Source organism: Cryptocyanus atlanticus LEGE 06306, assembly GCF_056633155.1.
Window position 1 is genome coordinate 80,297 of record NZ_JBSJOZ010000009.1, and the last position, 19,649, is coordinate 99,945.

Annotated in this window: 23 protein-coding genes; 15 read left to right on the plus strand and 8 right to left on the minus strand. The window is 69.6% G+C overall.

All coding sequences use genetic code 11. The features are described 5' to 3' along the window. Positions 1 to 6: 6 nt before the first annotated feature. Entirely contained in the window at positions 7 to 1,098 is a 1,092-nt protein-coding gene (locus ACWJI7_RS10525; protein ID WP_479937769.1) for an efflux RND transporter periplasmic adaptor subunit, read from the minus strand. 83 nt (positions 1,099 to 1,181) lie between these two features. Here ACWJI7_RS10525 and ACWJI7_RS10530 point away from each other — a divergent pair, with 83 nt between their 5' ends. Next, positions 1,182 to 3,443: an AAA family ATPase gene (locus ACWJI7_RS10530; RefSeq protein WP_479937771.1), complete on the plus strand. Its 2,262-nt coding sequence runs from the start codon at positions 1,182 to 1,184 to the stop codon at positions 3,441 to 3,443. Positions 3,444 to 3,485: 42 nt separating this feature from the next. Here ACWJI7_RS10530 and ACWJI7_RS10535 read toward each other — a convergent pair whose 3' ends face one another. Both ACWJI7_RS10535 and ACWJI7_RS10540 read right to left on the minus strand, forming a co-directional pair. After that, on the minus strand, positions 3,486 to 4,178 hold the full coding sequence (locus ACWJI7_RS10535) for a protein phosphatase (RefSeq protein ID WP_479937773.1): 693 nt from the start codon (positions 4,176 to 4,178) through the stop codon (positions 3,486 to 3,488). Between the two features lie 136 nt (positions 4,179 to 4,314). After that, complete coding sequence (locus ACWJI7_RS10540; protein ID WP_479937775.1) at positions 4,315 to 4,821, minus strand: hypothetical protein; 507 nt, start codon at positions 4,819 to 4,821, stop codon at positions 4,315 to 4,317. 65 nt (positions 4,822 to 4,886) lie between these two features. Here ACWJI7_RS10540 and bcp point away from each other — a divergent pair, with 65 nt between their 5' ends. Then, entirely contained in the window at positions 4,887 to 5,354 is a 468-nt protein-coding gene (gene bcp, locus ACWJI7_RS10545; protein WP_479937776.1) for a thioredoxin-dependent thiol peroxidase, read from the plus strand. Here the strand turns inward: bcp and ACWJI7_RS10550 are convergent. Together ACWJI7_RS10550 and ACWJI7_RS10555 are read right to left on the minus strand one after the other, a co-directional pair. Beyond that, positions 5,332 to 6,075: a type III pantothenate kinase gene (locus ACWJI7_RS10550; protein WP_479937778.1), complete on the minus strand. Its 744-nt coding sequence runs from the start codon at positions 6,073 to 6,075 to the stop codon at positions 5,332 to 5,334. The genes bcp and ACWJI7_RS10550 overlap by 23 nt on opposite strands. A gap of 2 nt (positions 6,076 to 6,077) precedes the next feature. Continuing rightward, positions 6,078 to 6,827: a phosphoadenylyl-sulfate reductase gene (locus ACWJI7_RS10555; RefSeq protein WP_479937779.1), complete on the minus strand. Its 750-nt coding sequence runs from the start codon at positions 6,825 to 6,827 to the stop codon at positions 6,078 to 6,080. 139 nt (positions 6,828 to 6,966) lie between these two features. Between ACWJI7_RS10555 and ACWJI7_RS10560 the strand changes: the two genes are divergently transcribed. The 6 genes from ACWJI7_RS10560 to ACWJI7_RS10585 all read left to right on the plus strand — a co-directional run bounded on the left by ACWJI7_RS10560 (position 6,967) and on the right by ACWJI7_RS10585 (position 13,291). Continuing rightward, complete coding sequence (locus ACWJI7_RS10560) at positions 6,967 to 8,181, plus strand: NAD(P)/FAD-dependent oxidoreductase (RefSeq protein ID WP_479937781.1); 1,215 nt, start codon at positions 6,967 to 6,969, stop codon at positions 8,179 to 8,181. Then, complete coding sequence (locus ACWJI7_RS10565; protein WP_479937783.1) at positions 8,181 to 8,831, plus strand: HAD-IA family hydrolase; 651 nt, start codon at positions 8,181 to 8,183, stop codon at positions 8,829 to 8,831. The genes ACWJI7_RS10560 and ACWJI7_RS10565 overlap by 1 nt, the downstream gene beginning before the upstream one ends. After that, positions 8,828 to 10,474, plus strand: coding sequence for a GTPase HflX (gene hflX, locus ACWJI7_RS10570; RefSeq protein WP_479937785.1), 1,647 nt, complete (start codon positions 8,828 to 8,830; stop codon positions 10,472 to 10,474). Before ACWJI7_RS10565 ends, hflX begins: the two co-directional genes overlap by 4 nt. 212 nt (positions 10,475 to 10,686) lie before the next feature. Next, the gene (locus ACWJI7_RS10575; RefSeq protein ID WP_479937786.1) at positions 10,687 to 11,322 is read left to right on the plus strand and encodes a peroxiredoxin; all 636 of its coding nucleotides are present in this window, start codon (positions 10,687 to 10,689) and stop codon (positions 11,320 to 11,322) included. 92 nt (positions 11,323 to 11,414) lie between these two features. After that, complete coding sequence (locus ACWJI7_RS10580) at positions 11,415 to 12,119, plus strand: potassium channel family protein (RefSeq protein WP_479937787.1); 705 nt, start codon at positions 11,415 to 11,417, stop codon at positions 12,117 to 12,119. A 35-nt stretch (positions 12,120 to 12,154) separates the two neighbouring features. Further along, on the plus strand, positions 12,155 to 13,291 hold the full coding sequence (locus ACWJI7_RS10585; protein WP_479937829.1) for an anhydro-N-acetylmuramic acid kinase: 1,137 nt from the start codon (positions 12,155 to 12,157) through the stop codon (positions 13,289 to 13,291). Positions 13,292 to 13,309: 18 nt separating this feature from the next. Here ACWJI7_RS10585 and ACWJI7_RS10590 read toward each other — a convergent pair whose 3' ends face one another. Beyond that, complete coding sequence (locus ACWJI7_RS10590; RefSeq protein WP_479937788.1) at positions 13,310 to 13,666, minus strand: ribbon-helix-helix domain-containing protein; 357 nt, start codon at positions 13,664 to 13,666, stop codon at positions 13,310 to 13,312. Positions 13,667 to 13,759: 93 nt separating this feature from the next. Here ACWJI7_RS10590 and ACWJI7_RS10595 point away from each other — a divergent pair, with 93 nt between their 5' ends. Then, the gene (locus ACWJI7_RS10595) at positions 13,760 to 14,071 is read left to right on the plus strand and encodes a hypothetical protein (RefSeq protein ID WP_479937790.1); all 312 of its coding nucleotides are present in this window, start codon (positions 13,760 to 13,762) and stop codon (positions 14,069 to 14,071) included. Positions 14,072 to 14,176: 105 nt separating this feature from the next. Beyond that, a complete protein-coding gene (locus ACWJI7_RS10600) occupies positions 14,177 to 14,446 on the plus strand; it encodes a hypothetical protein (RefSeq protein WP_479937792.1) in 270 nt (89 codons plus the stop codon). Here ACWJI7_RS10600 and ACWJI7_RS10605 read toward each other — a convergent pair. Then, on the minus strand, positions 14,443 to 14,649 hold the full coding sequence (locus ACWJI7_RS10605; protein WP_479937793.1) for a hypothetical protein: 207 nt from the start codon (positions 14,647 to 14,649) through the stop codon (positions 14,443 to 14,445). The genes ACWJI7_RS10600 and ACWJI7_RS10605 overlap by 4 nt on opposite strands. A 118-nt stretch (positions 14,650 to 14,767) precedes the next feature. On the opposite strand from ACWJI7_RS10605, the gene ACWJI7_RS10610 reads away from it, so the two are divergent. From ACWJI7_RS10610 to ACWJI7_RS10620, 3 genes are all read left to right on the plus strand, one after another. Next, the gene (locus ACWJI7_RS10610) at positions 14,768 to 16,495 is read left to right on the plus strand and encodes an ABC transporter ATP-binding protein (RefSeq protein WP_479937795.1); all 1,728 of its coding nucleotides are present in this window, start codon (positions 14,768 to 14,770) and stop codon (positions 16,493 to 16,495) included. Between the two features lie 139 nt (positions 16,496 to 16,634). After that, complete coding sequence (locus ACWJI7_RS10615) at positions 16,635 to 16,838, plus strand: hypothetical protein (protein WP_479937797.1); 204 nt, start codon at positions 16,635 to 16,637, stop codon at positions 16,836 to 16,838. Positions 16,839 to 16,997: 159 nt separating this feature from the next. Further along, positions 16,998 to 17,279 carry a hypothetical protein gene (locus tag ACWJI7_RS10620; RefSeq protein ID WP_479937799.1) on the plus strand — a complete coding sequence of 94 codons (282 nt, stop codon included), beginning with the start codon at positions 16,998 to 17,000 and terminating at the stop codon, positions 17,277 to 17,279. A gap of 68 nt (positions 17,280 to 17,347) precedes the next feature. On the opposite strand, the gene ACWJI7_RS10625 is transcribed toward ACWJI7_RS10620, so the two are convergent. Beyond that, a complete protein-coding gene (locus tag ACWJI7_RS10625) occupies positions 17,348 to 18,499 on the minus strand; it encodes a trypsin-like peptidase domain-containing protein (RefSeq protein ID WP_479937801.1) in 1,152 nt (383 codons plus the stop codon). 312 nt (positions 18,500 to 18,811) lie between these two features. On the opposite strand from ACWJI7_RS10625, the gene ACWJI7_RS10630 reads away from it, so the two are divergent. After that, the gene (locus ACWJI7_RS10630; RefSeq protein ID WP_479937803.1) at positions 18,812 to 19,162 is read left to right on the plus strand and encodes a DUF2973 domain-containing protein; all 351 of its coding nucleotides are present in this window, start codon (positions 18,812 to 18,814) and stop codon (positions 19,160 to 19,162) included. A gap of 99 nt (positions 19,163 to 19,261) precedes the next feature. Then, positions 19,262 to 19,645: a hypothetical protein gene (locus tag ACWJI7_RS10635; protein WP_479937805.1), complete on the plus strand. Its 384-nt coding sequence runs from the start codon at positions 19,262 to 19,264 to the stop codon at positions 19,643 to 19,645. Positions 19,646 to 19,649: the final 4 nt, after the last annotated feature.

Below are 19,649 nucleotides of genomic sequence, written 5' to 3' on the forward strand. Positions count from 1 at the left end.
GCTGGATCAGTTGAGGGCCACCGGAGTGCCGTGGCGGAGGGTGAGCAGGTTGGTGGTGATCACGCGCTCACCCACCGTTACGCCACTGAGCACGGGATAACGGTTGTTCTGCAGCGGGCCGAGCTGGACGGGCCGCTGCAGGGCGAAGGTGGTGCCCGGGGGAAGACGGCGCAGCTGCTCGAGCGGAGCCTTGCCGGGTGACCTCTCCAGATCCTGGAGAGTGCCGAGGGCGAACACGAAGCTCTGGCCGGCGGTCTGGGTCACCGCCTGGAACGGGACCGAGGGCAGCTCCCGGGCCTCCAGCTCGACGCGGGTCCGGAGCCGCAGACCGGTGCGCAGGGTGCCGGTGGGGTTGGGGAATTCGGCCTTCACCAACAGGGACTGATTCCCGGCGTTCACAACCGGATCCACCGAACTCACCACACCCCGGGCCAGCACTTTGGTGGCGAGCGGTTCCTGCAGGGTGACCGGCTGGCCCGGTCGCACCCGGGAAGTGAGCACCCCGGGCACGTCGATGCGGGCCATCAGACGGTCGTTGCGCACCACCTTGGTGAACGGGTCGCCGGAGCGGATCACATCCCCCGTTTTGACCAACAGATCGCTGATCACGCCATCGGCCGGCGCGCGGAGATCCCGGAAGGCCAGATCCGCTTCCCGCGCCCGCAACGCTTCCTTCGACTGGAGGTACTGCGCCTGAAACTGATCGCGCTGGATGGCACTCGACGCCCCCTGCTGCACCAGGAACTCGAAGCGCTGGTAGTTGAGCTTGTCCTTCTCGAGCTCGGCGCGAAGGCTGGCCACGTCGGCGCGGACCTGCACCTGGTCGAGCACGAGCAGCAACTGCCCCTTGCGCACCACATCCCCCTGGTTGACGAGCAGACGCTCGATCCGGCCGCCGGCCTGGGCGGCCAGTTGCACCACCGTCAGCGCCTCCAGGGTGCTGATCGTGTCAACGTCATCGGTGAAGCGGGCCTCGGCCACGGGCTGGGTGCCGACCTGCACCTGACGGGATGCCGGAGGGGCAGGGGCTCCACAGCCACCGATGCCGGCCGCCAGGACGACGAAGACCGCCGGAATCACCAGTCGGGAACGCTTCACACAGGCAACAACAGTGAGCTGATTATGGAGGACCAGCCCCTCCAGCCCACCCCCCTTGTGGCGGACCCGAAGATTGTCCCTGGATGAGGCGGGAGCCGGTGACGGACCTGTTCGAGTATCAGGGGGAGCGGAACCGCCGAACCATGGCGCCGCTGGCCGACCGGCTGCGTCCCCGCAGCATGGAGGACTTCGTCGGTCAGGAGGAGATTCTCGGACCCGGACGCCTGCTGCGGCGGGCCATCCGCGCCGATCGGGTGGGCAACCTGATCCTGCATGGCCCCCCCGGAGTCGGCAAGACGACCCTGGCCCGGATCATCGCCGCCACGACCCGTGCCCACTTCAGCAGCCTCAACGCCGTGCTGGCCGGGGTGAAGGACCTGCGGAGCGAAGTGGAGGCGGCCCGGGGCCGCCTGGAGCGCCATGGGCGGCGCAGCATCCTCTTCGTCGACGAGGTGCACCGGTTCAACGCCGCCCAGCAGGACGCCCTGCTGCCCTGGGTGGAGAACGGCACCGTCAGCTTGATCGGCGCCACCACCGAGAACCCGTACTTCGAGGTGAACAAGGCCCTGCTCAGCCGCTCCCGCCTGTTTCGGCTGCAACCGCTGGAGCCAGGTTCCCTGCGGCAGCTGCTGGAACGGGCCCTGGCCGATCCAGAGCGGGGCTTCGGGGACCGCAGGGTGGCCCTGGCGCCGGAAGCGGCCGAGCATTTGATCGATGTGGCCGGAGGCGATGCCCGCAGCCTGCTGAACGCGCTCGAGCTGGCCGTCGAGACCACCGAACCCGACGCAGACGGGTCCATCCACATCGACCTGGCGATCGCCGAGCAATCGATCCAACAGCGGGCCGTGCTCTACGACAAGCAGGGCGACGCCCACTTCGACACGATCAGCGCCTTCATCAAATCGCTGCGGGGATCCGATCCCGACGCCGCCCTGTTCTGGCTGGCCCGCATGGTGGAGGCCGGCGAGAACCCCCGCTTCATCTTCCGGCGCATGCTGATCGCCGCCGGCGAAGACGTGGGTCTGGCCGATCCCCAGGCGGTCGTGGTGGTGGAGGCCTGCGCCGCCGCCTTCGAGCGGGTGGGTCTGCCGGAGGGCCTCCATCCCCTCGCCCAGGCCGCCCTCTACCTGGCCGGCGCGGAGAAGAGCAACAGCGTGCTGGGCTTCTTCGATGCCCTTCGAACGGTGCGGACCGCCAACCGCCAGGAGGTGCCCTCCCACCTGCGCGATGGGAACCGCGACGGCCAGGCCTTCGGCGATGGGGTCGGCTATCGCTATCCCCACGCCCACACCGAGCACTGGGTAGCCCAGCGCTACCTGCCGGCGTCCCTGCAGGGGGAAGTGTTCTGGCAGCCGGGGACCCTGGGTTGGGAAGGGCGGCTACGGGGCCGGCTGCAGCGGCGTCGGGCCGCCCAGCTCGCCGCCGAGGCCGAAGCGGACGCGGAACAGGGTCCCCTGCTGAGCAGCGGCCCCGATGAGGCGGACCTGCAGCGCTGGATCCGGCGGCAGATCGGAGCGGAGGGGGAGCGTCTGGACCAGCTGCGCCGGCGCTTCTGGCAGGGAGCCCATTGGAGCCGTCAAGACCGGACCCTGATCCTGCAGGCCCGCTCCCTTCTCTGGGCACTGGATCCCCTGGAGGAGGCTCCGGAGGGGGGCGTGGTGCTGAGTGTGGCTGAGGCGGAGATCCAGGAGCGGCTGCAGGCCCAACTGGGCCTGCTTGACAGCCTGCGGCGCCCACGGCTCCTGACAACCGCTCCGGACCGCCCGGAGCAGCTGGCTTCGCTGCTGGATCCGGCCGAACGGTTCGAGTGGATCGGCGGTCGGCCTTCCGACAGGGACCGATCAAGGGAGGCGACGGGCCACTGGCTGCGTCAGATCGACGCCCTGGCGGCAGCGGGCTGCCAGTGCCGCCTCCTGATCAGCACCCCGATGCTGGGCCCGGCCGATGCCCTGATCGAGGATGCGGGCGGGCCGGCTCCACCAGCCAGCATCGCCACCGGCACAGGGCTGGAGAGGCTGGCCGGCCTGGAGCGGGGCTGGCTGGCCCGGCGTCCCGGGGCCCAGGAGCTGGCCGACGGCCTGGTGGCGCTGGGCTGGACCGTCCGGCTGGAGGACTGGACCGAGACCCTGAGCCTGGAGCTCACCGCCTCGGTGCAGAACCGCTGGCTGGCCGCTGAGGCTCCCTATCGCCGGCGACTCACCACCCAGCTCGCCAGCGGTGATCTGAGCGCCGAGGAAGTGGCGATCCTGGAACGGGAGCTGGCCAGACGGATCGGCACGATCCTTCCCCAGCGGCTGGAGCACCGGCTGCTGATCGCCCGGCGCCATGAAAAAAGCCCCGCCTGAGCGGGGCCGGGAGCCCACAGGCCCGGAGGGCCATGGGGCTGATCACCAGAGGCCGCGGATGGGAGCGGGTTCGAAGGTGGGAGCCGGTGCCGGGGTCATGCGGACTTCCGCCACGGGGTCGGTCATCTGGTTGGCCTGGATGCAGGCCGGCAGGAAGACGTACCAGGAGAGCAGGGAGGAGCACTGGGCCTCGCCCTGGCACTTGCCCTCGGCGCAGATGTTCTGCTTGCCGTCGTAGGTGCCGCAGGTGTCAGCCAGGCGGAAGTCGGTGGGCAGGGCCGCCATGATGCCGGCCGAGGAGATGGTTCCGTCGGCGGCGTCGGCGATGATCGCCCCCCGGAGCCCCTGCACCGCGTAGGTGCTCATCGACCAGTAGGGGAAGTAGCTGCGGGTCTGGTTCTTGAGGAACTTGACCCCGTCATCGGAGTAGAGGAAGCGGGTTACGCCCACCACATCGACGCTGTAGGTCTTGGCCAGACCGGTGCGGACTTCACTGGCGGTCCAGCCGGAGCGGGAGAGACCGCCGGCAAGACCACGATCAACGACGTCACCGGTTTCGATGAAGGTGACGAAGGCGTCGAGGTTGGTGGACCAGACGGCGCCGCCGGTGTTCCAGCGCACGGGGAGGTCGTTATCGACGGCGGCCGCGGCCGGAAGGGCCGTGGCGGCGGAGAGGGAAGCTCCCACAACGAGAGCAGTAGCAAGACGCTTCAGCACGGGACGGCGAAGGAACATCTACCCGAATGTAGACAAACGAGTTGCACTTGACCACAACTTCGGCATGAAATGGTGACAGAGCTGTCGCTGTACCAAGGGCCCCAGAAGCCGAAGACGGGCCGCCCCCCCCATCCAGCCCCCCTAGGAGCCGCCCTCAGGCCGGCGGACGCGTCCGCCGTTGCCCGGCGAGGGCGGTCCAGCCGGTCGGGCAGGCCAGTCGATCGTCCCGCCACTGGACCGGTCCCGGCTGGCCTTCGCCCCGGCACACCACTCCCCGGGGAACACTCTCGATCGCCTCGACCCTGGCCAGGTAGCTCTCCTGGCCGGTGCGCGGCAGCAGCCTGAGCTGGGCGCTCCGCTCATCCACCTTCAGTTCGGCCTTCATGTCGTCCGGCGACTCGATGCCGAGCACATCCAGGTAGCCGCTGAAGCTGCCCCAGAAATAGCGGGTGATCTGGGCGCCCACGAACTGGTTGAGCAGCACCGAAGCCTGCTGCCGCTGATCGAGCAGGGTCTCCTGGGCATCCAGATCGGCCAGCAGGGCCCCGTCGGCGGATCCGGTGCGGCTGGCCAGGGGGGGCTGGAGCGTCAGCCGGAGCAATCCGGCCAGGCCCACCAGGGCCAGGAACCCGTAGAGACCGAGACGAATGGCGCGGTCCATCGGCATGGTGGAGACGGTCCGACCCTACTGGCGCCCTAGGCTCTGGGCCTAGCCACCCCGCTTCCATGGCGCTCCAGATCGGCGATCCCGCCCCCGACTTCACGCTGCCCGACCAGAGCGGCACTCCCGTGACGCTGAGCGTCCTGCGGGGGCAGCGGGTGGTTCTCTACTTCTATCCGAAGGACGACACCCCGGGCTGCACCAAGGAAGCCTGCGGATTCCGTGACCAGTGGTCCCGCTTCGAGCAGCACGGCATCCAGGTGCTCGGGATCAGCAAGGATGGGGCCGGGAGCCATGCCAAATTCATTGACAAGTACCAACTGCCCTTCACCCTGCTCAGTGACGCGGAGCCCTGCCCGGTGGCCGAGGCCTATGGCAGCTACGGCCTGAAGAAATTCATGGGGCGCGAATACATGGGCATGATGCGCCACACCTTTGTGGTCGGGGCCGATGGCCTCCTCGAAGCCATCTATCTCAAGGTGAAAGCCGAGGAGATGGCCGACCAGATTCTCACCGATCTGGGCCTGAGCTGAGGGCCACCAGAGCTTCCAGGCCCAGGTGGGGGACGTGCCGCAGCGGCAGATCGAGGGGGGCCAGCAGCGGTGCCAGCACTTCGGCGTCGCCGCCGGTCAACCAAAGCCCCCCCCAGCCGCCCCCATCAAGGTCGCTCCAGGCCCCGGCGATGGCGGTGGCCATCCCCCGCAGGCATCCGCTGGCCATGGCCCCGGCCGTGTCCCGGGGCCAGGGGGGTGGAACCCCGGCCGGCGGGAGAGCAGCCAGGCTGGGCAGCAACGCCGTGGACCGGCCCATGGCGGCCAGCTGCAAAGCCAGGCCGGGCAGAAGCCGTCCCCCGGCGAAGCGACCCTCCGGATCCACCCGGGTGAGGCTCAGGACCGTCCCCGCATCGGCCACCAGCACGCCGCCCCCGCGGGCGGCGTGCTCCGCCTGCCGGCGCCAGGCCTCCCAGCCGGCCAGCGCCCGGTCGATGCCCAGCCAGGCCGGGGCCTCCCGCAGGGGAACGGCCTCGATCCGGAGGCGGCGAGCGGGCAGGGCGTCCGGCTGCCCGGGGGCGGTCAGCAGCGGCAACGCTCCGACGGCGGCCCAGGCACGGATCCGGGGCCAGGGCACCGAGGCGGGATCCGGGGGGGGGGAGGCATGCCGGAAGCGGAGGCCGGGTCCCGCCGCCGAAGGATCGGCTTCGGCCCAGTGCCAGCGGGAATTACCGATCAGCAGCCAGAGGTCGCCGGCCTTCACCCCTAGATCCCCTCGCCCATCACCCCAGGGAGATGGATGCCGCACTCCTGGTTCAGCCCGCCGAAGCGGGTGGCCCGACCGCTGCCGTCATCGGGGCGACTGGAGTGCCAGTCACCGACGCTCGCATAGCCCTGCTCAAACAGCGGATGCTGGGGCAGCGCCTGCTGCTCCATGTAGTAGTACACGTCCCTGGCACTCCAGCCCAGCAGCGGATGCAGCGACCAGCGGCCCCGCACCGCATCCAGATAGGACAGGGAGCCCCGGTGGTCAGTCTGGCTGCCGCGCACACCGCTGGCCCAGCAGCGGATCGAGAGGGTCTCCAGGGTCCGGTCGAGGGGTTCCACCTTGCGCAGCCGGTGGTAGGTGTTCATGTCCTCGGCCCGGCCGGTCTCCCAGAGGCGGCCGTAGAGGGCCTCCATCCGGGCGGGGCTGAGGGCGGCCTGGGCCACCTGAAGATTCAGGTTGAGGGCGGTGCAGAGGCGATCGGCGTACTGGTAGGTCTCGGGGGGCAGGTAACCGGTGTCGACCCAGATCACCGGGATGGTCTGATCGAGCCGGCTGACCATATGCAGCAGCACGGCCGACTGGATCCCGAAACTGGTGGTCAGGGCGAAGCCGGCCTCAAAGGTCTTGAGCCCCCAGGCGAGACATCCGGCCGCATCGGTCGCCGCCAGGAGCTCCTGGGCTCCGTCCGGATCGATCGGACGGCCCTGGCGATCGGCCGGCAGCCGGGAGGGGGCGAGGCTGGTCATGGGGCCCATCATCTCCTCCGACGCAACGCCGCTGGTTAGGGTTTGACCAACCTCGGACGGTCGGTCGATCGGCAGCATGGCGGAGCCAGACAGGAGACCTTCTCCCGACCCCGCTCCCCCGGGACGTTCCAGGGCGCCCGTGCTGATCGCCGGGGGTGGGTTCGGTGGGCTCTACACGGCCCTGGCCCTGGCCTCCCAGCGCGACCACCCGCCGATTCTGCTGATCGAACCGAACGAACGGTTCCTCTTCCTGCCCCTGCTCTACGAGCTCCTCTCCGAGGAGCTGAGGAGCTGGGAAGTGGCCCCCCGGTACGACACCCTCCTGGCCGGCCGCGGTGTGGCCTGGCTGCGCGACCGGGTCAGCCGCGTGGACGCCGCGGCCGGCAGCCTGGTGACCGAGCAGGGCCGACGGCTGCCCTACTCGCGGCTGGTGCTGGCCACGGGCAGCCGTGGGGCGAGCTTCGGTGTGCCTGGGGTGGAAGAGCACGCCACGGGCTTCCGGACCCTGGCCGATGTGGAGCGGTTGCAGACCCTGGTCCGGCGTCTGCGGGCCCAGCCCCGGCCCCTGCAGCGACTGGCGGTGGTGGGGGCGGGCCCAAGTGGTGTGGAGGTGGCCTGCAAGCTGGCCGACCTGCTGGAGGGCAGCACCGTGATTGAACTGATTGAGCAGGGAGCCGAGCTGCTGCCCCAGGCCCGCTCCTTCAACCGCGATCAGGCCCGTGGGGCCCTGCTGCGGCGGGACATCCGCCTGCGCACCCACACGCGCGTGCTGGCCGTCGAGCCCGGCCTGATCCGCCTGAGCCTGGTCCCCGGCCGGGAGGAAGGCGACTGCCACGAGGACCTGGCGATCGATGGAGTGATCTGGACCGCCGGTGTGACGGTGGCACCACCACCGATCGAGCCCGCCGCCCGCCTCGATGGCCGCGGCCGGCTGCTCTGCGGCGACACCCTGCAGCTGGCCGATCACCCCGACCTCTTCGCCCTCGGGGACGTGGCCCACGTTCCGGATGCGGAGGGAGAAGCGCTGGCGGGCACAGCCCAGGTGGCCTTCCAGCAGGCGGACCACCTGGCGCGGAATCTGATGCTCTCCCTGGCTGGAGAGCCGCTGCTGCCATTCCTCTGGAAGGATCTCGGCGAGATGATCAGCCTGGGCATCGGCGAGGCCAGCCTCACGGGCCTCGGCCTGACCCTGGCGGGAGGGGTGGCCTACCGGATCCGCCAGGTCACCTATCTCTCCCGGCTGCCGGGGCTGCCCCACCAGCTCAAGGTGGCGGCGGGCTGGATCAGCGACCTGGGGCGCCCCTTACGGGGAGAAGGGTCCAACCGGAGCGGGGCGACAGCTCCGCCGTCCTGATGGCACCTGCAGCCGTCGCCCCCGCCCCCAGGGGCCTCCTGCTGGATGCCATGGGCACCCTGATCGGACTCCGCGACTCGATCGGCACCACCTATGCGGCGGCGGCATCCGCCCATGGCATCGCCGTGGAGGCCGCCGCCGTCGACCGGGTCTTTCCCGCCGTGTACCGCCAGGCGCCTCCCCTGGCCTTCCCCGGCCTGGATGGCCCCGAGCTGCTGGCGGCGGAACGCCGCTGGTGGGGGGAGCGCATCCTGGAGGTCCTGGGCGCCGCCGGTGCCCCGCCGGCCCCTCCGGACCTCTGCCGCGACCTGTTCGATCGCTTCGCCGATGCCGGCCTCTGGCACCGCCACCCCGACGTGCTCGAGCCGATGCGACGCTGGCGTCAGGCGGGGGTGGCGCTGGCCGTGGTGAGCAACTTCGATCAACGGCTGCATGGCCTGCTGCGGGACCTTGAGCTGGCCGAGCTGCTGGATCTGGTGGTCGTCTCCAGCACGGCCGGAGCCGCCAAGCCGAGCCCGCTGCCCTTCCAGCGGGCCCTCGCCGGCCTGGGTCTGCCTCCCCGGCTCGTCTGGCATGTGGGCGACAGCCCGGAGGACCTGGCGGGCGCCACGGCTGCGGGCCTCCCCTGCCTGTTGATCGCGCGCCGTTGAAACAGGCCGTCCTCTGCGGCCGCGTCAGCGGTCTGCGCCCCGCCCAGAAACGCCGGCTGGAGCGGCTGGCGCACCGGCGCCATCCCGAAGCCGGCGGCGCCGACCTGCTGGCCCTGCAGCGGCTGGCGGCGGAGGCCCACGAACTGGAGCTGCCCCTGAGCCTGGTGGTGGACGGTCGCGGCCTCTGCCGCCTGCTCTGGGTCGGTCCTCTGGAGCAGTCGGGCCGGCTGATCGAGCGCCTGCCCGGCTCCGAACGGCGCCAGGGGCGGGATCTGCGCCTGATCACCTGCGTGGGCCGGGGGAGCGCTCTGGAGCCGGGGGGCACGGAGGCTCTGGTGGGGATCGATCTTGCCCCGCTCGTCTGGCTGCGCTACGGCGACCGGGCCCGATCGGGCGGCCGCTGGGCCGCCACCGCCTTCACCCTCGGCCGCGATGAGGAGCGGCCGTGGGTCTCCCTCCTGGAGGGCGAGCTGGCCGACCTCTGCGACCCCGCCATCAACCCCGCCGACCCGTGGGAGGCCGGGCCGGGCCCCACCCCGCCCCCCCGGGACCGGGGGCCGGAGCGGGTGCTGCTGCTGGCCCTGGTCCAGGGCGAGGACAGCGACAGCCAGCGGGAGATCGCCGAACTGGAGGGGCTGGTGCGCAGCGCCGGTTCGCTGCCGGTGGGGGTGATGCGCCAGAAGCGTCAGCCGGGCTCGCCCCAGATCCTCTGGGGGGAAGGGAAGCTGCGGGAGGCGGCCCTGGAGGCCCGCCGGCTTGAGGCCAGCCTGGTGGTGACCGATCGGGAACTCACCCCGGTGCAGGCCCGCAACCTGGAACGGCTCCTGGATCTACCGGTGAGTGACCGCAGTGAGCTGATCCTGGATCTCTTCGCCCAGCGGGCCGCCAGCAGCGCCGGCCGACTGCAGGTGGAGTTGGCCCAGCTTCGCTACCGCCTGCCCCGGCTGAGCGGCCGCGGCCTGAGTCTGTCCCGGCAGGGGGGCGGCATCGGCACCCGAGGTCCCGGCGAGACCCAGCTGGAGAAGGACCGGCGCGCCATCGCCCGCCGCATCGAGCGGCTGCAGCGCGACGTGGGCCGGCTCGGGGACCACCGGGCCCGTCTGAGACAGGGACGACAGGAACTGAGGCGGCTGGCCCTGGTGGGCTACACCAACGCGGGCAAGAGTTCCCTCCTCAACGCGCTCACCAGGCCGCTGGCCGGCGAAGAGGTGCTGGCCGAGGACAAGCTCTTCGCCACCCTTGATCCGGCCACCCGGCGGCTGGAACTGCCCACCCCCGAGGGCTCGGTGCGGCGGCTGCTGCTCACCGACACGGTGGGCTTCATCCGGGACCTGCCGCCTCCCCTGGTGGAAGCCTTCCGCTCCACCCTGGAGGAGACCCTGGAGGCCGACGGCCTGCTAGTGGTGGTGGATCTCTCTGATCCAGCCTGGAGCCAGCAGCTCAAGACGGTGCACGGCATCCTCGACTCCCTCGGCAGCAACGCCCCCCGCCGGCTGGTGGCCAATCAGATCGACCGCTGCCCCACCTCCGCGCTGGAGCAGGCCCGCGGCCTGGCCGGCGACGCCGTGTTCGTCTCGGCGACCGCAGGGCTCGGACTGGAGAAGCTGCGGGAGGTGCTCCAGGACTGGCCGGTTCCGCTGTGAGGGATCCGGCCCCGGTGGTGGGGCCCCTTCGCCACGGCTGCCGCCCCCCTCGCTGGCCTGGGAGAGGCCAGCGCTGCCCTGACTCCTCGGGCGGTCCTTCGGAATCCAGGGACCGCGATTCCCTAACCTCGTGGGAAGCAGCGACAGGCCGCTGGACCAGTGCCCTGTCCATGCCACGATCGAGTCTTCTCCCTCTCCCTGACGGTTGCACCATGACCCTTCAGCTCGGTGACACAGTTCCCGATTTCACCCAGGATTCCCAGCTGGGTCCGATCAACTTCTACGACTACGCCAGCGACAGCTGGGTGGTTCTGTTCTCCCATCCGGCCGACTACACCCCGGTGTGCACCACCGAACTCGGCGAGGTGGCCCGCCTGCGCCCCGAGTGGGACAAGCGCAACGTGAAGACCATCGCCCTCAGCGTGGATGATGCCGACAGCCACCGGGGCTGGATCGGCGACATCAACGAAACCCAGCACACCACGGTGGATTATCCCATCCTGGCGGATTCTGACAAGACGGTGAGTGATCTTTACGGGATGATTCACCCGAACGCCCTCAACAACCTGACGGTGCGCTCGGTCTTCATCATCGATCCCAATAAGAAGCTGCGTCTGCAGATCACCTATCCGGCCAGCACGGGCCGCAACTTCGACGAGATCCTGCGGGTGATCGATTCCCTGCAGCTCACCGATTACCACCAGGTGGCCACGCCGGTGAACTGGAAGGACGGCGAGGACTGCGTGGTGGTTCCTTCGATCGCCACCGAAGACGCCCGCGCCAAGTTCCCGAAGGGCGTCACCGAGATCAGGCCCTATCTGCGCATGACCCCTCAGCCGAACCGCTGATCGGTCCGCCGAGGCGAACCCTGTCCCCACCTGGCGCCACGGCGCCGGGTGGGCGGGCGTCACAGAATGGCGCCGCAAACCGATGAGCCTCGATGACGAACTGGTGGCGCTGGCAAGGAGCCGGCACGGCCGCGCCCAACAGCTTCGCGGTGATCGGCGTCGGACGTTTCGGTACCGCTGTGTGCAAGGAACTGGTGCGCTGCGGCGCGGAGGTGCTGGCGGTGGACCGGGACCAGCGGGCGATCGACGCCCTGCGTCAGGTGGATCCGGCCATCGAGGCGAGGGCCCTTGACTGCACCGACGAGGAGGCGCTCCGGGCCGCCGGCGTGCTGGATCTGGGCACGGTGGTGGTAGGCATCAGCGAACCGATCGAAGCCAGCATCACCGCCACCTTGATCGTCAAGGACAGCGAGGGCAGCCGGGTCACCCAGGTGATCGCCCGCGCCACCAGCGACCTGCACGAGAAGATGCTGCGCCGGGTCGGAGCCGACAAGGTGGTCTTCCCCTCCCGCATGCAGGGGGAACAGCTCGGCCGCCAGCTGATGCGCCCCAATCTGCTCGAGCGGCTTCGCCTCGACGATCGCAACAGCATCGAGGAGATCAAGGTGCCCCAGGAGTTCATCGGCCGGTCCCTGCGGGACCTCAATTTGCGCAAGAACTACGAGGTCAGCGTGCTGGCCGCCGGACCCGAAAACCACCTCTCGGTCAATCCGCCCGCCTCCCATGTGCTCAGCCAGGGAGATCTGCTGGTGGTGATGGGCACGGTCCAGGCCCTGGAGGGGCTTCCCCAGCTGTGAGGCGGCCGGGCCAGCCCGACCTGGTGCTGGGTCTGATGAGCGGCACCAGCGCCGATGGGGTGGATGCCGTTCTGGTGAGCTTCCGCCCCCCCCTGCAGCGCCCCCGCTGGCAGGTGCTGGAGCACTGCTCCCTGCCCTACCCCGAGGCCCTGCGACAGAGGCTGATCGCGGCGGGGCAGGGGCGGCCCATGCCCACCGCGGAGTTGCTCGAGCTGGCCGAGGCGGTCACCGAAGCCCAGGCGGCCTGTGCCCGGCGCTGCGACCCGACGGGCCGGGCCGGGCTCGTGGGCTGCCATGGCCAGACCGTGTGGCACCGCCCGCCCACCGCCCAGCGGCGGGGCGCGAGCTGGCAGTTGCTGCAGGGGCCCCTGCTGGCCACGCTGCTGGAGCGCCCGGTGGTGTTCGACCTGCGCGCCCGTGATCTGGCCCTGGGAGGCCATGGAGCCCCTCTGGTGCCGGCGGCCGACGCGGCCCTGCTCCCGGCCATCGGGGGCTGGCGCGCGGTGCTCAACCTGGGCGGAATCGCCAACCTGACCCTGCTGCCCCCGGCGGCCGGTCCAGACCGGAGGGCCCGGGTCTCCGGCTGGGACTGTGGACCGGCCAACAGCCTGATCGATCTGGCCGTGACCCACTTCAGCGGCGGCCGGCTGGCCTTCGATGCCGATGGGGCCTGGGCGCGGCAAGGCACCGTGCGGGAGGCCCTGATCTCCGGCTGGCTGCGGGAGCCCTACCTGTTGCGGGAGCCGCCGAAATCCACCGGCCGGGAGGATTTCGGCCAGGAGGATCTGACGCGACGGCTGGACGACCTGCGACGGGAGGCCGCTGCCCGGGGCGGCTCCCTGGAGCCGGCGGACGCGCTGGCCACCCTCACCGCGTTCAGCGCCGCGGTGGTGGCCGCGGACCTCTCGCGGGGGGCCACCCGCCCCCTGGAGCTCGTGGTGGCGGGCGGCGGAGCCCGGAACGGCCTGTTGATGGAGCAGCTGCGCCGACGCTGCCGAGGCACCCAGGTCAGGCCCCTGCGCGAGCTGGGCATCGGCGAGGAGGAGCGCGAAGCCCTGGGTTTCGCCCTGCTGGCCTGGTGGCATCAGCGCCGCCACCCCGGCTCCCTGCCGTCGGTGACCGGAGCCCGCCGGGCGGCCGTTCTGGGGGTCCGGGCCGATTCCGCCTCCTGAGGGGCGGGGCCGGGGGGGTCAGCCCAGCGGCCGGGGCAGGCGCAGGCGGCGAGGCGCCCCCCGAAGCCGGCCCGGCTGCCGGCGCTCCTGCTGCTCGAGCACCTCCCGGAACCGATCGGTTCCCAGGGGGGGAGACGCCTGGGGAGCGGGGCCCAGGGCCGGGCCCGGGTGGGAGTTCTCGAGGCGGGAGGTCTCGAGCTGTGGCCGCTCGAGGCGATCGAGGCCCTGCTGGATCAGCACCTTGGCCATGTTGCTGACCGTGCGCGACTCGGCTTCGGCCACGGCGGTGAGACGGGCGCAGAGGTCCTCGGGGAGCACCACCTGAATCCGCGGAGACTTCGCGCGGCCGCTCGTGGAGGTCTGACGAGTGGCCACGGCCGCACGGAGCACACGCGATACGCAGAAGTGTACAGAGGTCGTCACGGATAGTATCCAGCACTATGCTGGAACCGCACCGTCCATCCGCCCATGGCCAAGACAGCGGTCACTCCTGCGGCCGGTCAACCGGCGAAGGCGGCACGATCCCAGGCGCGTCAGGCCTCTGCCCGGAAAACCGCCGACAAGAGCGACGTGCTGGTCTCGGCGGTGATCAGCACCTACTTGCTGACCCACCTCCACCACGTGCTGCAGCGGGCCGAATACACCGCGATTCAGGAGGGGCGCCAGACCCTGGCGGCCAACTATGCCCAGCTCCGCAAGGTGCTGTGCCTGGATGCCCGCAGCATGGAGGACGCCTCCGCCTCGGGTCAGGACGACATCGACCCGTCCCTGGCAGCCTGAGGACCGGCCGGCGTCCAAAGTCCAACAACAGCCAACGAAGGCTGGCGGCTCCGGCCCCGGACCCATAGGGTCAGGGGCAAAGCACGTTGCCCATGGGCGGCTTCCATGGCTGATCTCTCCCCCGATCCCAGCTCCGCACCCGACGTCTCCACCCGAGCCGCCCAGCTCTACACGCGCATCCGCCAGGACCCGGATCTGACCCAGTCCCTGTTCCGTCAGGCGCTGCAGGATCCCAAGGGCACCCTGGCCAGGATCTTGGCCCTCGGAGAGGCTTGGGATCTTCCCGTCAGCGAAGCCGCCGTGAAGGAGCATCTGGCTCTCCTGGATGACGGCGAGAGCAACCAGTGGCTGGTGAAGGCCCGGGGCGGCCTCTAGGGGAGCGGCTTCCGCTCCCCCGGCGGAGCGGCCTCAATGCCGGCCCCCGGCACAGACAGAGTGGGGGGAGAACCGGCCGGCTGACGCGGCTCGGCCCGGGGCACCCGCCCTCCCTGGGCCCAGCTGAAGAAGAGCCAGTAGCTCACGATCGCCAGACCGGCCGCCACCACCAGGGCCGCCACCTGCTCCAGACGTTTGACCATGCCGGGCCCCGGGGGGATTCCCCCAGTCTGCCCAGAGCGCATGACGCTGGACGGCCAGGGATGATGACGGTCATCCGCGCCCCGTTCGTCCGCTGTGCTCCGTCTGGAACGCGTCTCCATGATCTATCCCGCCGCCCAGGTGCTGCGGGACGTCACCTGGGAGGTGAAGGCGGGGGACCGCATCGGACTGGTGGGCGTCAATGGCGCCGGCAAGTCGACCCAGCTGCGGCTGATCGCCGGTCTGGAGGAGCCCACTAGCGGCCAGGTGGTGCGCCAGGGGGATCCGAAGATCGCTTACCTGCGCCAGGAATTCGACGTGGACCCGGCCCGCTCGGTGCGGGAGGAACTCTTTCAGGCCTTCGGGGAGGCCGCCGACGTGTTGATGGCCCAGCACCGGGTCGAGCAGGAGATGGCGGGGGATCGGGCCACGGCGGATCCCGAGCATCTCGACACCCTGATCCACGAGCTCGGTCTGCTGCAGGGCCGATTCGAGGCGCTGCACGGCTACGAACTCGAAGCCCGCATCGACAAGCTCCTGCCCACAATCGGCTTCAGCTCCGAGGGCGCCGATCAACCTGTGGGGGCCTATTCCGGAGGCTGGCAGATGCGGATCGCCCTGGGCAAGATTCTCCTGCAGGACCCCGATCTGCTCTTGCTCGACGAGCCGACCAATCATCTCGACGTGGAAGCGATCCAGTGGTTGGAGGGCTATCTGGTGGAGCAGTCCATTCCGATCGTGGTGGTCAGTCATGACCGGGCCTTCCTCGATCGGGTCTGCAATCAGATCGTGGAGACCGAGCGGGGTGTCTCCCGTTCCTACCTGGGCAACTACAGCCAGCATCTGGAGCAGAAGGCCCTGGAGCGGGAGGCCAGCCAGGCGGCCTTCGAGCGTCAGCAGAAGGACCTGGCCAGCCAGCAGGCCTACATCGATCGCTTTCGCGCCAGCGCCACCCGCAGCACCCAGGCCAAGAGCCGCGAGAAGCTGCTCGAGAAGGTGGAGCGGATCGAGGCGCCGCTGGAAAGCCTGGACGGTCCCCGCTTCCGCTTCCCTTCCGCTCCACGCTCCGGTCGACGGGTCGCCCTGATCCGCGATCTGTGCCACAGCTACGGGGAGACGCTCCTCTTCCTGGGCGCCGATCTGGAGGTGGAACGCGGCGACCGCATCGCGTTCGTGGGGCCCAACGGGGCCGGTAAATCCACCCTGCTCCGCCTGGTGATGGGCCTGGAGCAGCCCGATGAGGGGGAGTCCCGTCTGGGCGAGCACAATGTGGTGGCCGGCTACTTTGAGCAGAACCAGGCCGAAGCGCTCGACCTCGACGCCAGCGTGATCGACACCCTGTTCGCGGCCGTGCCGGACTGGACCCAGACCCAGGTGCGTTCCCTGCTAGGCAGCTTCGGGTTCAGCAATGACACGGTCTTCCAGCCCGTGGGCCAGTTGAGCGGAGGCGAGAAGGCCCGTCTGGCCCTGGCGCTGATGCTGCTCTCCCCATGCAATCTGCTGGTGCTGGATGAACCCACCAACCATCTGGATATCCCGGCCAAGCAGATGCTGGAGGAGGCCCTGAGGCAGTACGACGGAGCCGTGCTGATCGTCTCGCACGACCGCTACTTCATCAGCCGGGTGGCGAATCGCATCGTGGAGATCCGCGATGGCCAGCTGGTGCTCTACCGGGGCGACTACAGCTACTACTTGGAGAAGAAACAGGAGGAGGACGACGAGCGGTCCCGGGCAGAGGCGGAGCGGTCCCGGTTGGCCAGGCTGGCCGCCAGTCGTGCGAAGCAGAAGACGAAAGCCGGTTCCCGGCGTCAGCGTCCGGGCGGAGGGGACCCTCAGCCCGCGGACTGAGGCCCGAGCGGCTCCGCCACCGGGTCAAGATGGGCTAAACACAAACAACTTCACAGTGCAGTAAGCAGGAACACTCATTTCTCTGGACTGCCCGAAATGATCTGCATATCCTGACTGCATACACCTAGCAGTCGGGCCCATGAACGCTTCGATCGGCCACGGAACGGTTCCGCTCTCAGGCCAGAACGCCTCATCCGATCCCCCCGTCGGATCCGACGTCACCCAGCACCAGGAGCAGGGCTGGGACTCCGTGGAGAGCTACTTCGAGTGCATCACCACCTGCTCCCTCGATGACGGGGAGTGCATCACCCACTGCGTGGAGACCCTTCGAGAGCACCACTGAACCCGCCGCTGCCTGGGGAGACGCGAACGCCCCGGCTTGAGCCGGGGCATGTGGCCAGACGCTGACGAGAATTCCTTAACTCTGTACCTGTCGCTACGCGAGCAGCCGAAACACTTCGTAGCATTGGCGTGGCTTCACTGCCCCGTCGCGATGCCCGCAATGTCTGAACCGCTCGCCCTCAGCCTCGGCCAGCAATTTGAGCTGGAGCGCATGTGCCGCGTGATCGACTCCACGGGGGACCCCCAGTCGTTGCGCGGTCTCGCCAAGCAGTTGCTGCAGGCCTGGCAGGCCCAAAAGGCCGCCACCGAGTGGATGATGCGCCAGCAGCTCGGCACGCCGAGCCGCTTCGGCGCCACCGAGAAACCGGCCGGCTGGAGTCCTTCCGAGCCCTCCACTTCAAACGCTCCCCGCCGGCCGGCCGTTGATCCGGACGTGCTCTGAGCTGCCCGTCGCCCCCTTGCGGGACTCCGTTCCGGAAGGGGGCCGGACCGTTGTCTTCCCCGGATCACTCACCGTCCCGCCGCCATCCCCAGTGACTGCATCACGGTGGGAACCACCTGAAGCTGCAGGGTGGCTCCGCCACGGAGAATCTGGACCGTCATCGGGCGACCGACCCCATTGGCCTCCACCGCGGAAACCATCTGAGCGGGACCCTTCACCGGTTTGCCCCCGACGGCGATGATCACATCGCCCTGCCGTAACCCGGCCTGGGAAGCCGGCCCACCGGGCAGCACCGACCGCACCAGGGCCCCCTCCCGACCCGACTGGATCTGCTGCTGGGGCAGATTGTCAAGGCCCACCCCGATCATTGGGTGACTCACCCGGCCGTTGGCCATCAGCTGGCTGGCGATGCTGCGGGCCCGGTTGATCGGGATCGCAAAGCCCAGCCCCGCCCCCGGGCCGGAGCGCACCAGGGTGTTGATGCCTACCACCTCCCCATCGGCGTTAAGCAGGGGTCCGCCGGAGTTACCGGGATTGATGGCGGCGTCGGTCTGAATCAGATCCAGCCGCTTGTCGGTGATACCCAGCTTGCTCACGTTGCGGTTGAGATTGCTGATGATCCCCATCGTGACGGTGTTGTCGAGGCCGAAGGGATTGCCCACCGCGATCGCCCAGTCCCCCACCTGGAGAGCATCGGAATCCCCCAGGACCACCACCGGCCATGGACCCGGCTCAAGCAATTGCACCAGGGCGAGATCGGTGACGCTGTCCAGCCCGACCACCTTCGCTTCGGCGCGCCGCCCGTCCTTGAGGCCCACGAAGACACGATCGCTTTTCTCCACCACATGGGCGTTGGTGAGGATCAGGCCATCGGACTGGAAGATCACACCGCTGCCCTGGCCCCGCTCGGTGCGCTGGGACGGGGGCTGGCCCTGGGGGAATCCGAAGAACTGACGGAAGAAGGGATCGGAGAGCATCCCCGGGGGCAACCCTCCGGAGCCGGGGCGGATCACCGTGCGTTCCGTGTCGATCGTGACCACGGCGGGCCCGGCCCGGCGCACCGCCTCAGCCACGAAGGACTGGCGGGCGAGGGACGGCCCTGCCGCGGAGGGGCGGGACTGGGCCAGCGCAGGGGCCGGCGGCAGCGCCGGCGAGGCCAGCAGGAACGCCAGGGGCAGCAGAGGAAGCAGGGGGCGCAAGGGGGGGCGGGGCGACGTCATGGCGGGCGGAGCGCGGACAGGGTCCTGTCTGGACCGTAACGGCGCCGCCCCGGATGGTGAAAGGACGGACCTCCGCCAAGGTGTGACGAAGTGCGGAGCGGCCCCGCCGCTGCGGCGATCACCCCCGCCGGCTCAACAACCTAGGATTGGCGAAGTTTTGTAACCCGGTATGGACACCAGCACCCTCCTGCTCCTCTTTCTGGCCTTTGGAGCCGCTTGCAGCAGCCTCTGGGCCTGGAAACTCGCCCAAGGCGCCACATCCAGGCAATGATGGAACGGTGAGGGGGACACCCCAGTGCCGAGTCACCGCCGATGACACCGTCCTTCGTCCAGCTGTTTCCCCTGCTCTACGGAGCCTGCTTCCTGATTCTGCTCTGGCAGGCGTTTCGGGTGATGGCCCAGGGCTTCAAGGCGGTGCCTCGTCCGGGTGATCAACCCGGACACACCCGCGGCGATCGCTCCCCGGAGCGGATCTCGGCCCAGCATGGAGAGGCCGCTGGGAGCGCCACCAACCCGAAGGGCCTCACTCCCGACCGGACCGGCCGTCTGACCATTCATCCGGAACTGCTGGATTCCAACGGCCAGCTGACCCGCGAGGATCTCCTCACCGTGCGGTTCAGTGGAGACAGCGAGGAGTCGGTCCTCCCCCCCGATTCCCCCTGAGGACCCTCCAGGCAAGGGCACCGTCGCTGCATACCCTGGTGCGGTGCTTCAGCCTGGTACAACCAGGGGGAGGACATGTGTTCCGGCGGAGGCCAACAGTTGGATCAGAGAACCCGAATCGTGGCCGCTGTGCTGCGCAGCCTCAAGCTGCCCCCACGTTTCCGACTCCATCTGATCAAGGAGGATCCGGTCCGGCTGGAACTGAGCCTCACCCCGGCCTATGGCAAGGATCCGATCCTGGTCGGTCTGGTTGAGTCCCAGGACCTGGTGGCCCGACGGGATCGCGAAGGCCGGATCCCCCGCGATCTGCCGGGAACCTGGGACTGGACGGTGCGGCACGGCAAGGTCACGACAGGGGGCTGGAACCCTTACCTGAAGGAAGCCCTACAGACGATGTTCGAGACCGGCCTGCCTGCCGTGGTCTACGAAGAGACGACCGGAGAGGACTATCACCCGGTCGATGGCGTCCGGCACGTGCGCTGAGCGC

Bases quoted from the DNA above. Each gene is read 5' to 3' on its own strand.
- ACWJI7_RS10530 (WP_479937771.1), top strand. From the start codon at position 1,182: ATGAGGCGGGAGCCGGTGACGGACCTGTTCGAGTATCAGGGGGAGCGG.
- ACWJI7_RS10535 (WP_479937773.1), bottom strand. From the start codon at position 4,178: ATGTTCCTTCGCCGTCCCGTGCTGAAGCGTCTTGCTACTGCTCTCGTT.
- ACWJI7_RS10540 (WP_479937775.1), bottom strand. From the start codon at position 4,821: ATGGACCGCGCCATTCGTCTCGGTCTCTACGGGTTCCTGGCCCTGGTG.
- bcp (WP_479937776.1), top strand. From the start codon at position 4,887: ATGGCGCTCCAGATCGGCGATCCCGCCCCCGACTTCACGCTGCCCGAC.
- ACWJI7_RS10555 (WP_479937779.1), bottom strand. From the start codon at position 6,827: ATGACCAGCCTCGCCCCCTCCCGGCTGCCGGCCGATCGCCAGGGCCGT.
- ACWJI7_RS10565 (WP_479937783.1), top strand. From the start codon at position 8,181: ATGGCACCTGCAGCCGTCGCCCCCGCCCCCAGGGGCCTCCTGCTGGAT.
- ACWJI7_RS10575 (WP_479937786.1), top strand. From the start codon at position 10,687: ATGACCCTTCAGCTCGGTGACACAGTTCCCGATTTCACCCAGGATTCC.
- ACWJI7_RS10580 (WP_479937787.1), top strand. From the start codon at position 11,415: ATGACGAACTGGTGGCGCTGGCAAGGAGCCGGCACGGCCGCGCCCAAC.
- ACWJI7_RS10585 (WP_479937829.1), top strand. From the start codon at position 12,155: ATGAGCGGCACCAGCGCCGATGGGGTGGATGCCGTTCTGGTGAGCTTC.
- ACWJI7_RS10595 (WP_479937790.1), top strand. From the start codon at position 13,760: ATGGCCAAGACAGCGGTCACTCCTGCGGCCGGTCAACCGGCGAAGGCG.
- ACWJI7_RS10600 (WP_479937792.1), top strand. From the start codon at position 14,177: ATGGCTGATCTCTCCCCCGATCCCAGCTCCGCACCCGACGTCTCCACC.
- ACWJI7_RS10605 (WP_479937793.1), bottom strand. From the start codon at position 14,649: ATGGTCAAACGTCTGGAGCAGGTGGCGGCCCTGGTGGTGGCGGCCGGT.
- ACWJI7_RS10610 (WP_479937795.1), top strand. From the start codon at position 14,768: ATGATCTATCCCGCCGCCCAGGTGCTGCGGGACGTCACCTGGGAGGTG.
- ACWJI7_RS10615 (WP_479937797.1), top strand. From the start codon at position 16,635: ATGAACGCTTCGATCGGCCACGGAACGGTTCCGCTCTCAGGCCAGAAC.
- ACWJI7_RS10620 (WP_479937799.1), top strand. From the start codon at position 16,998: ATGTCTGAACCGCTCGCCCTCAGCCTCGGCCAGCAATTTGAGCTGGAG.
- ACWJI7_RS10625 (WP_479937801.1), bottom strand. From the start codon at position 18,499: ATGACGTCGCCCCGCCCCCCCTTGCGCCCCCTGCTTCCTCTGCTGCCC.
- ACWJI7_RS10630 (WP_479937803.1), top strand. From the start codon at position 18,812: ATGACACCGTCCTTCGTCCAGCTGTTTCCCCTGCTCTACGGAGCCTGC.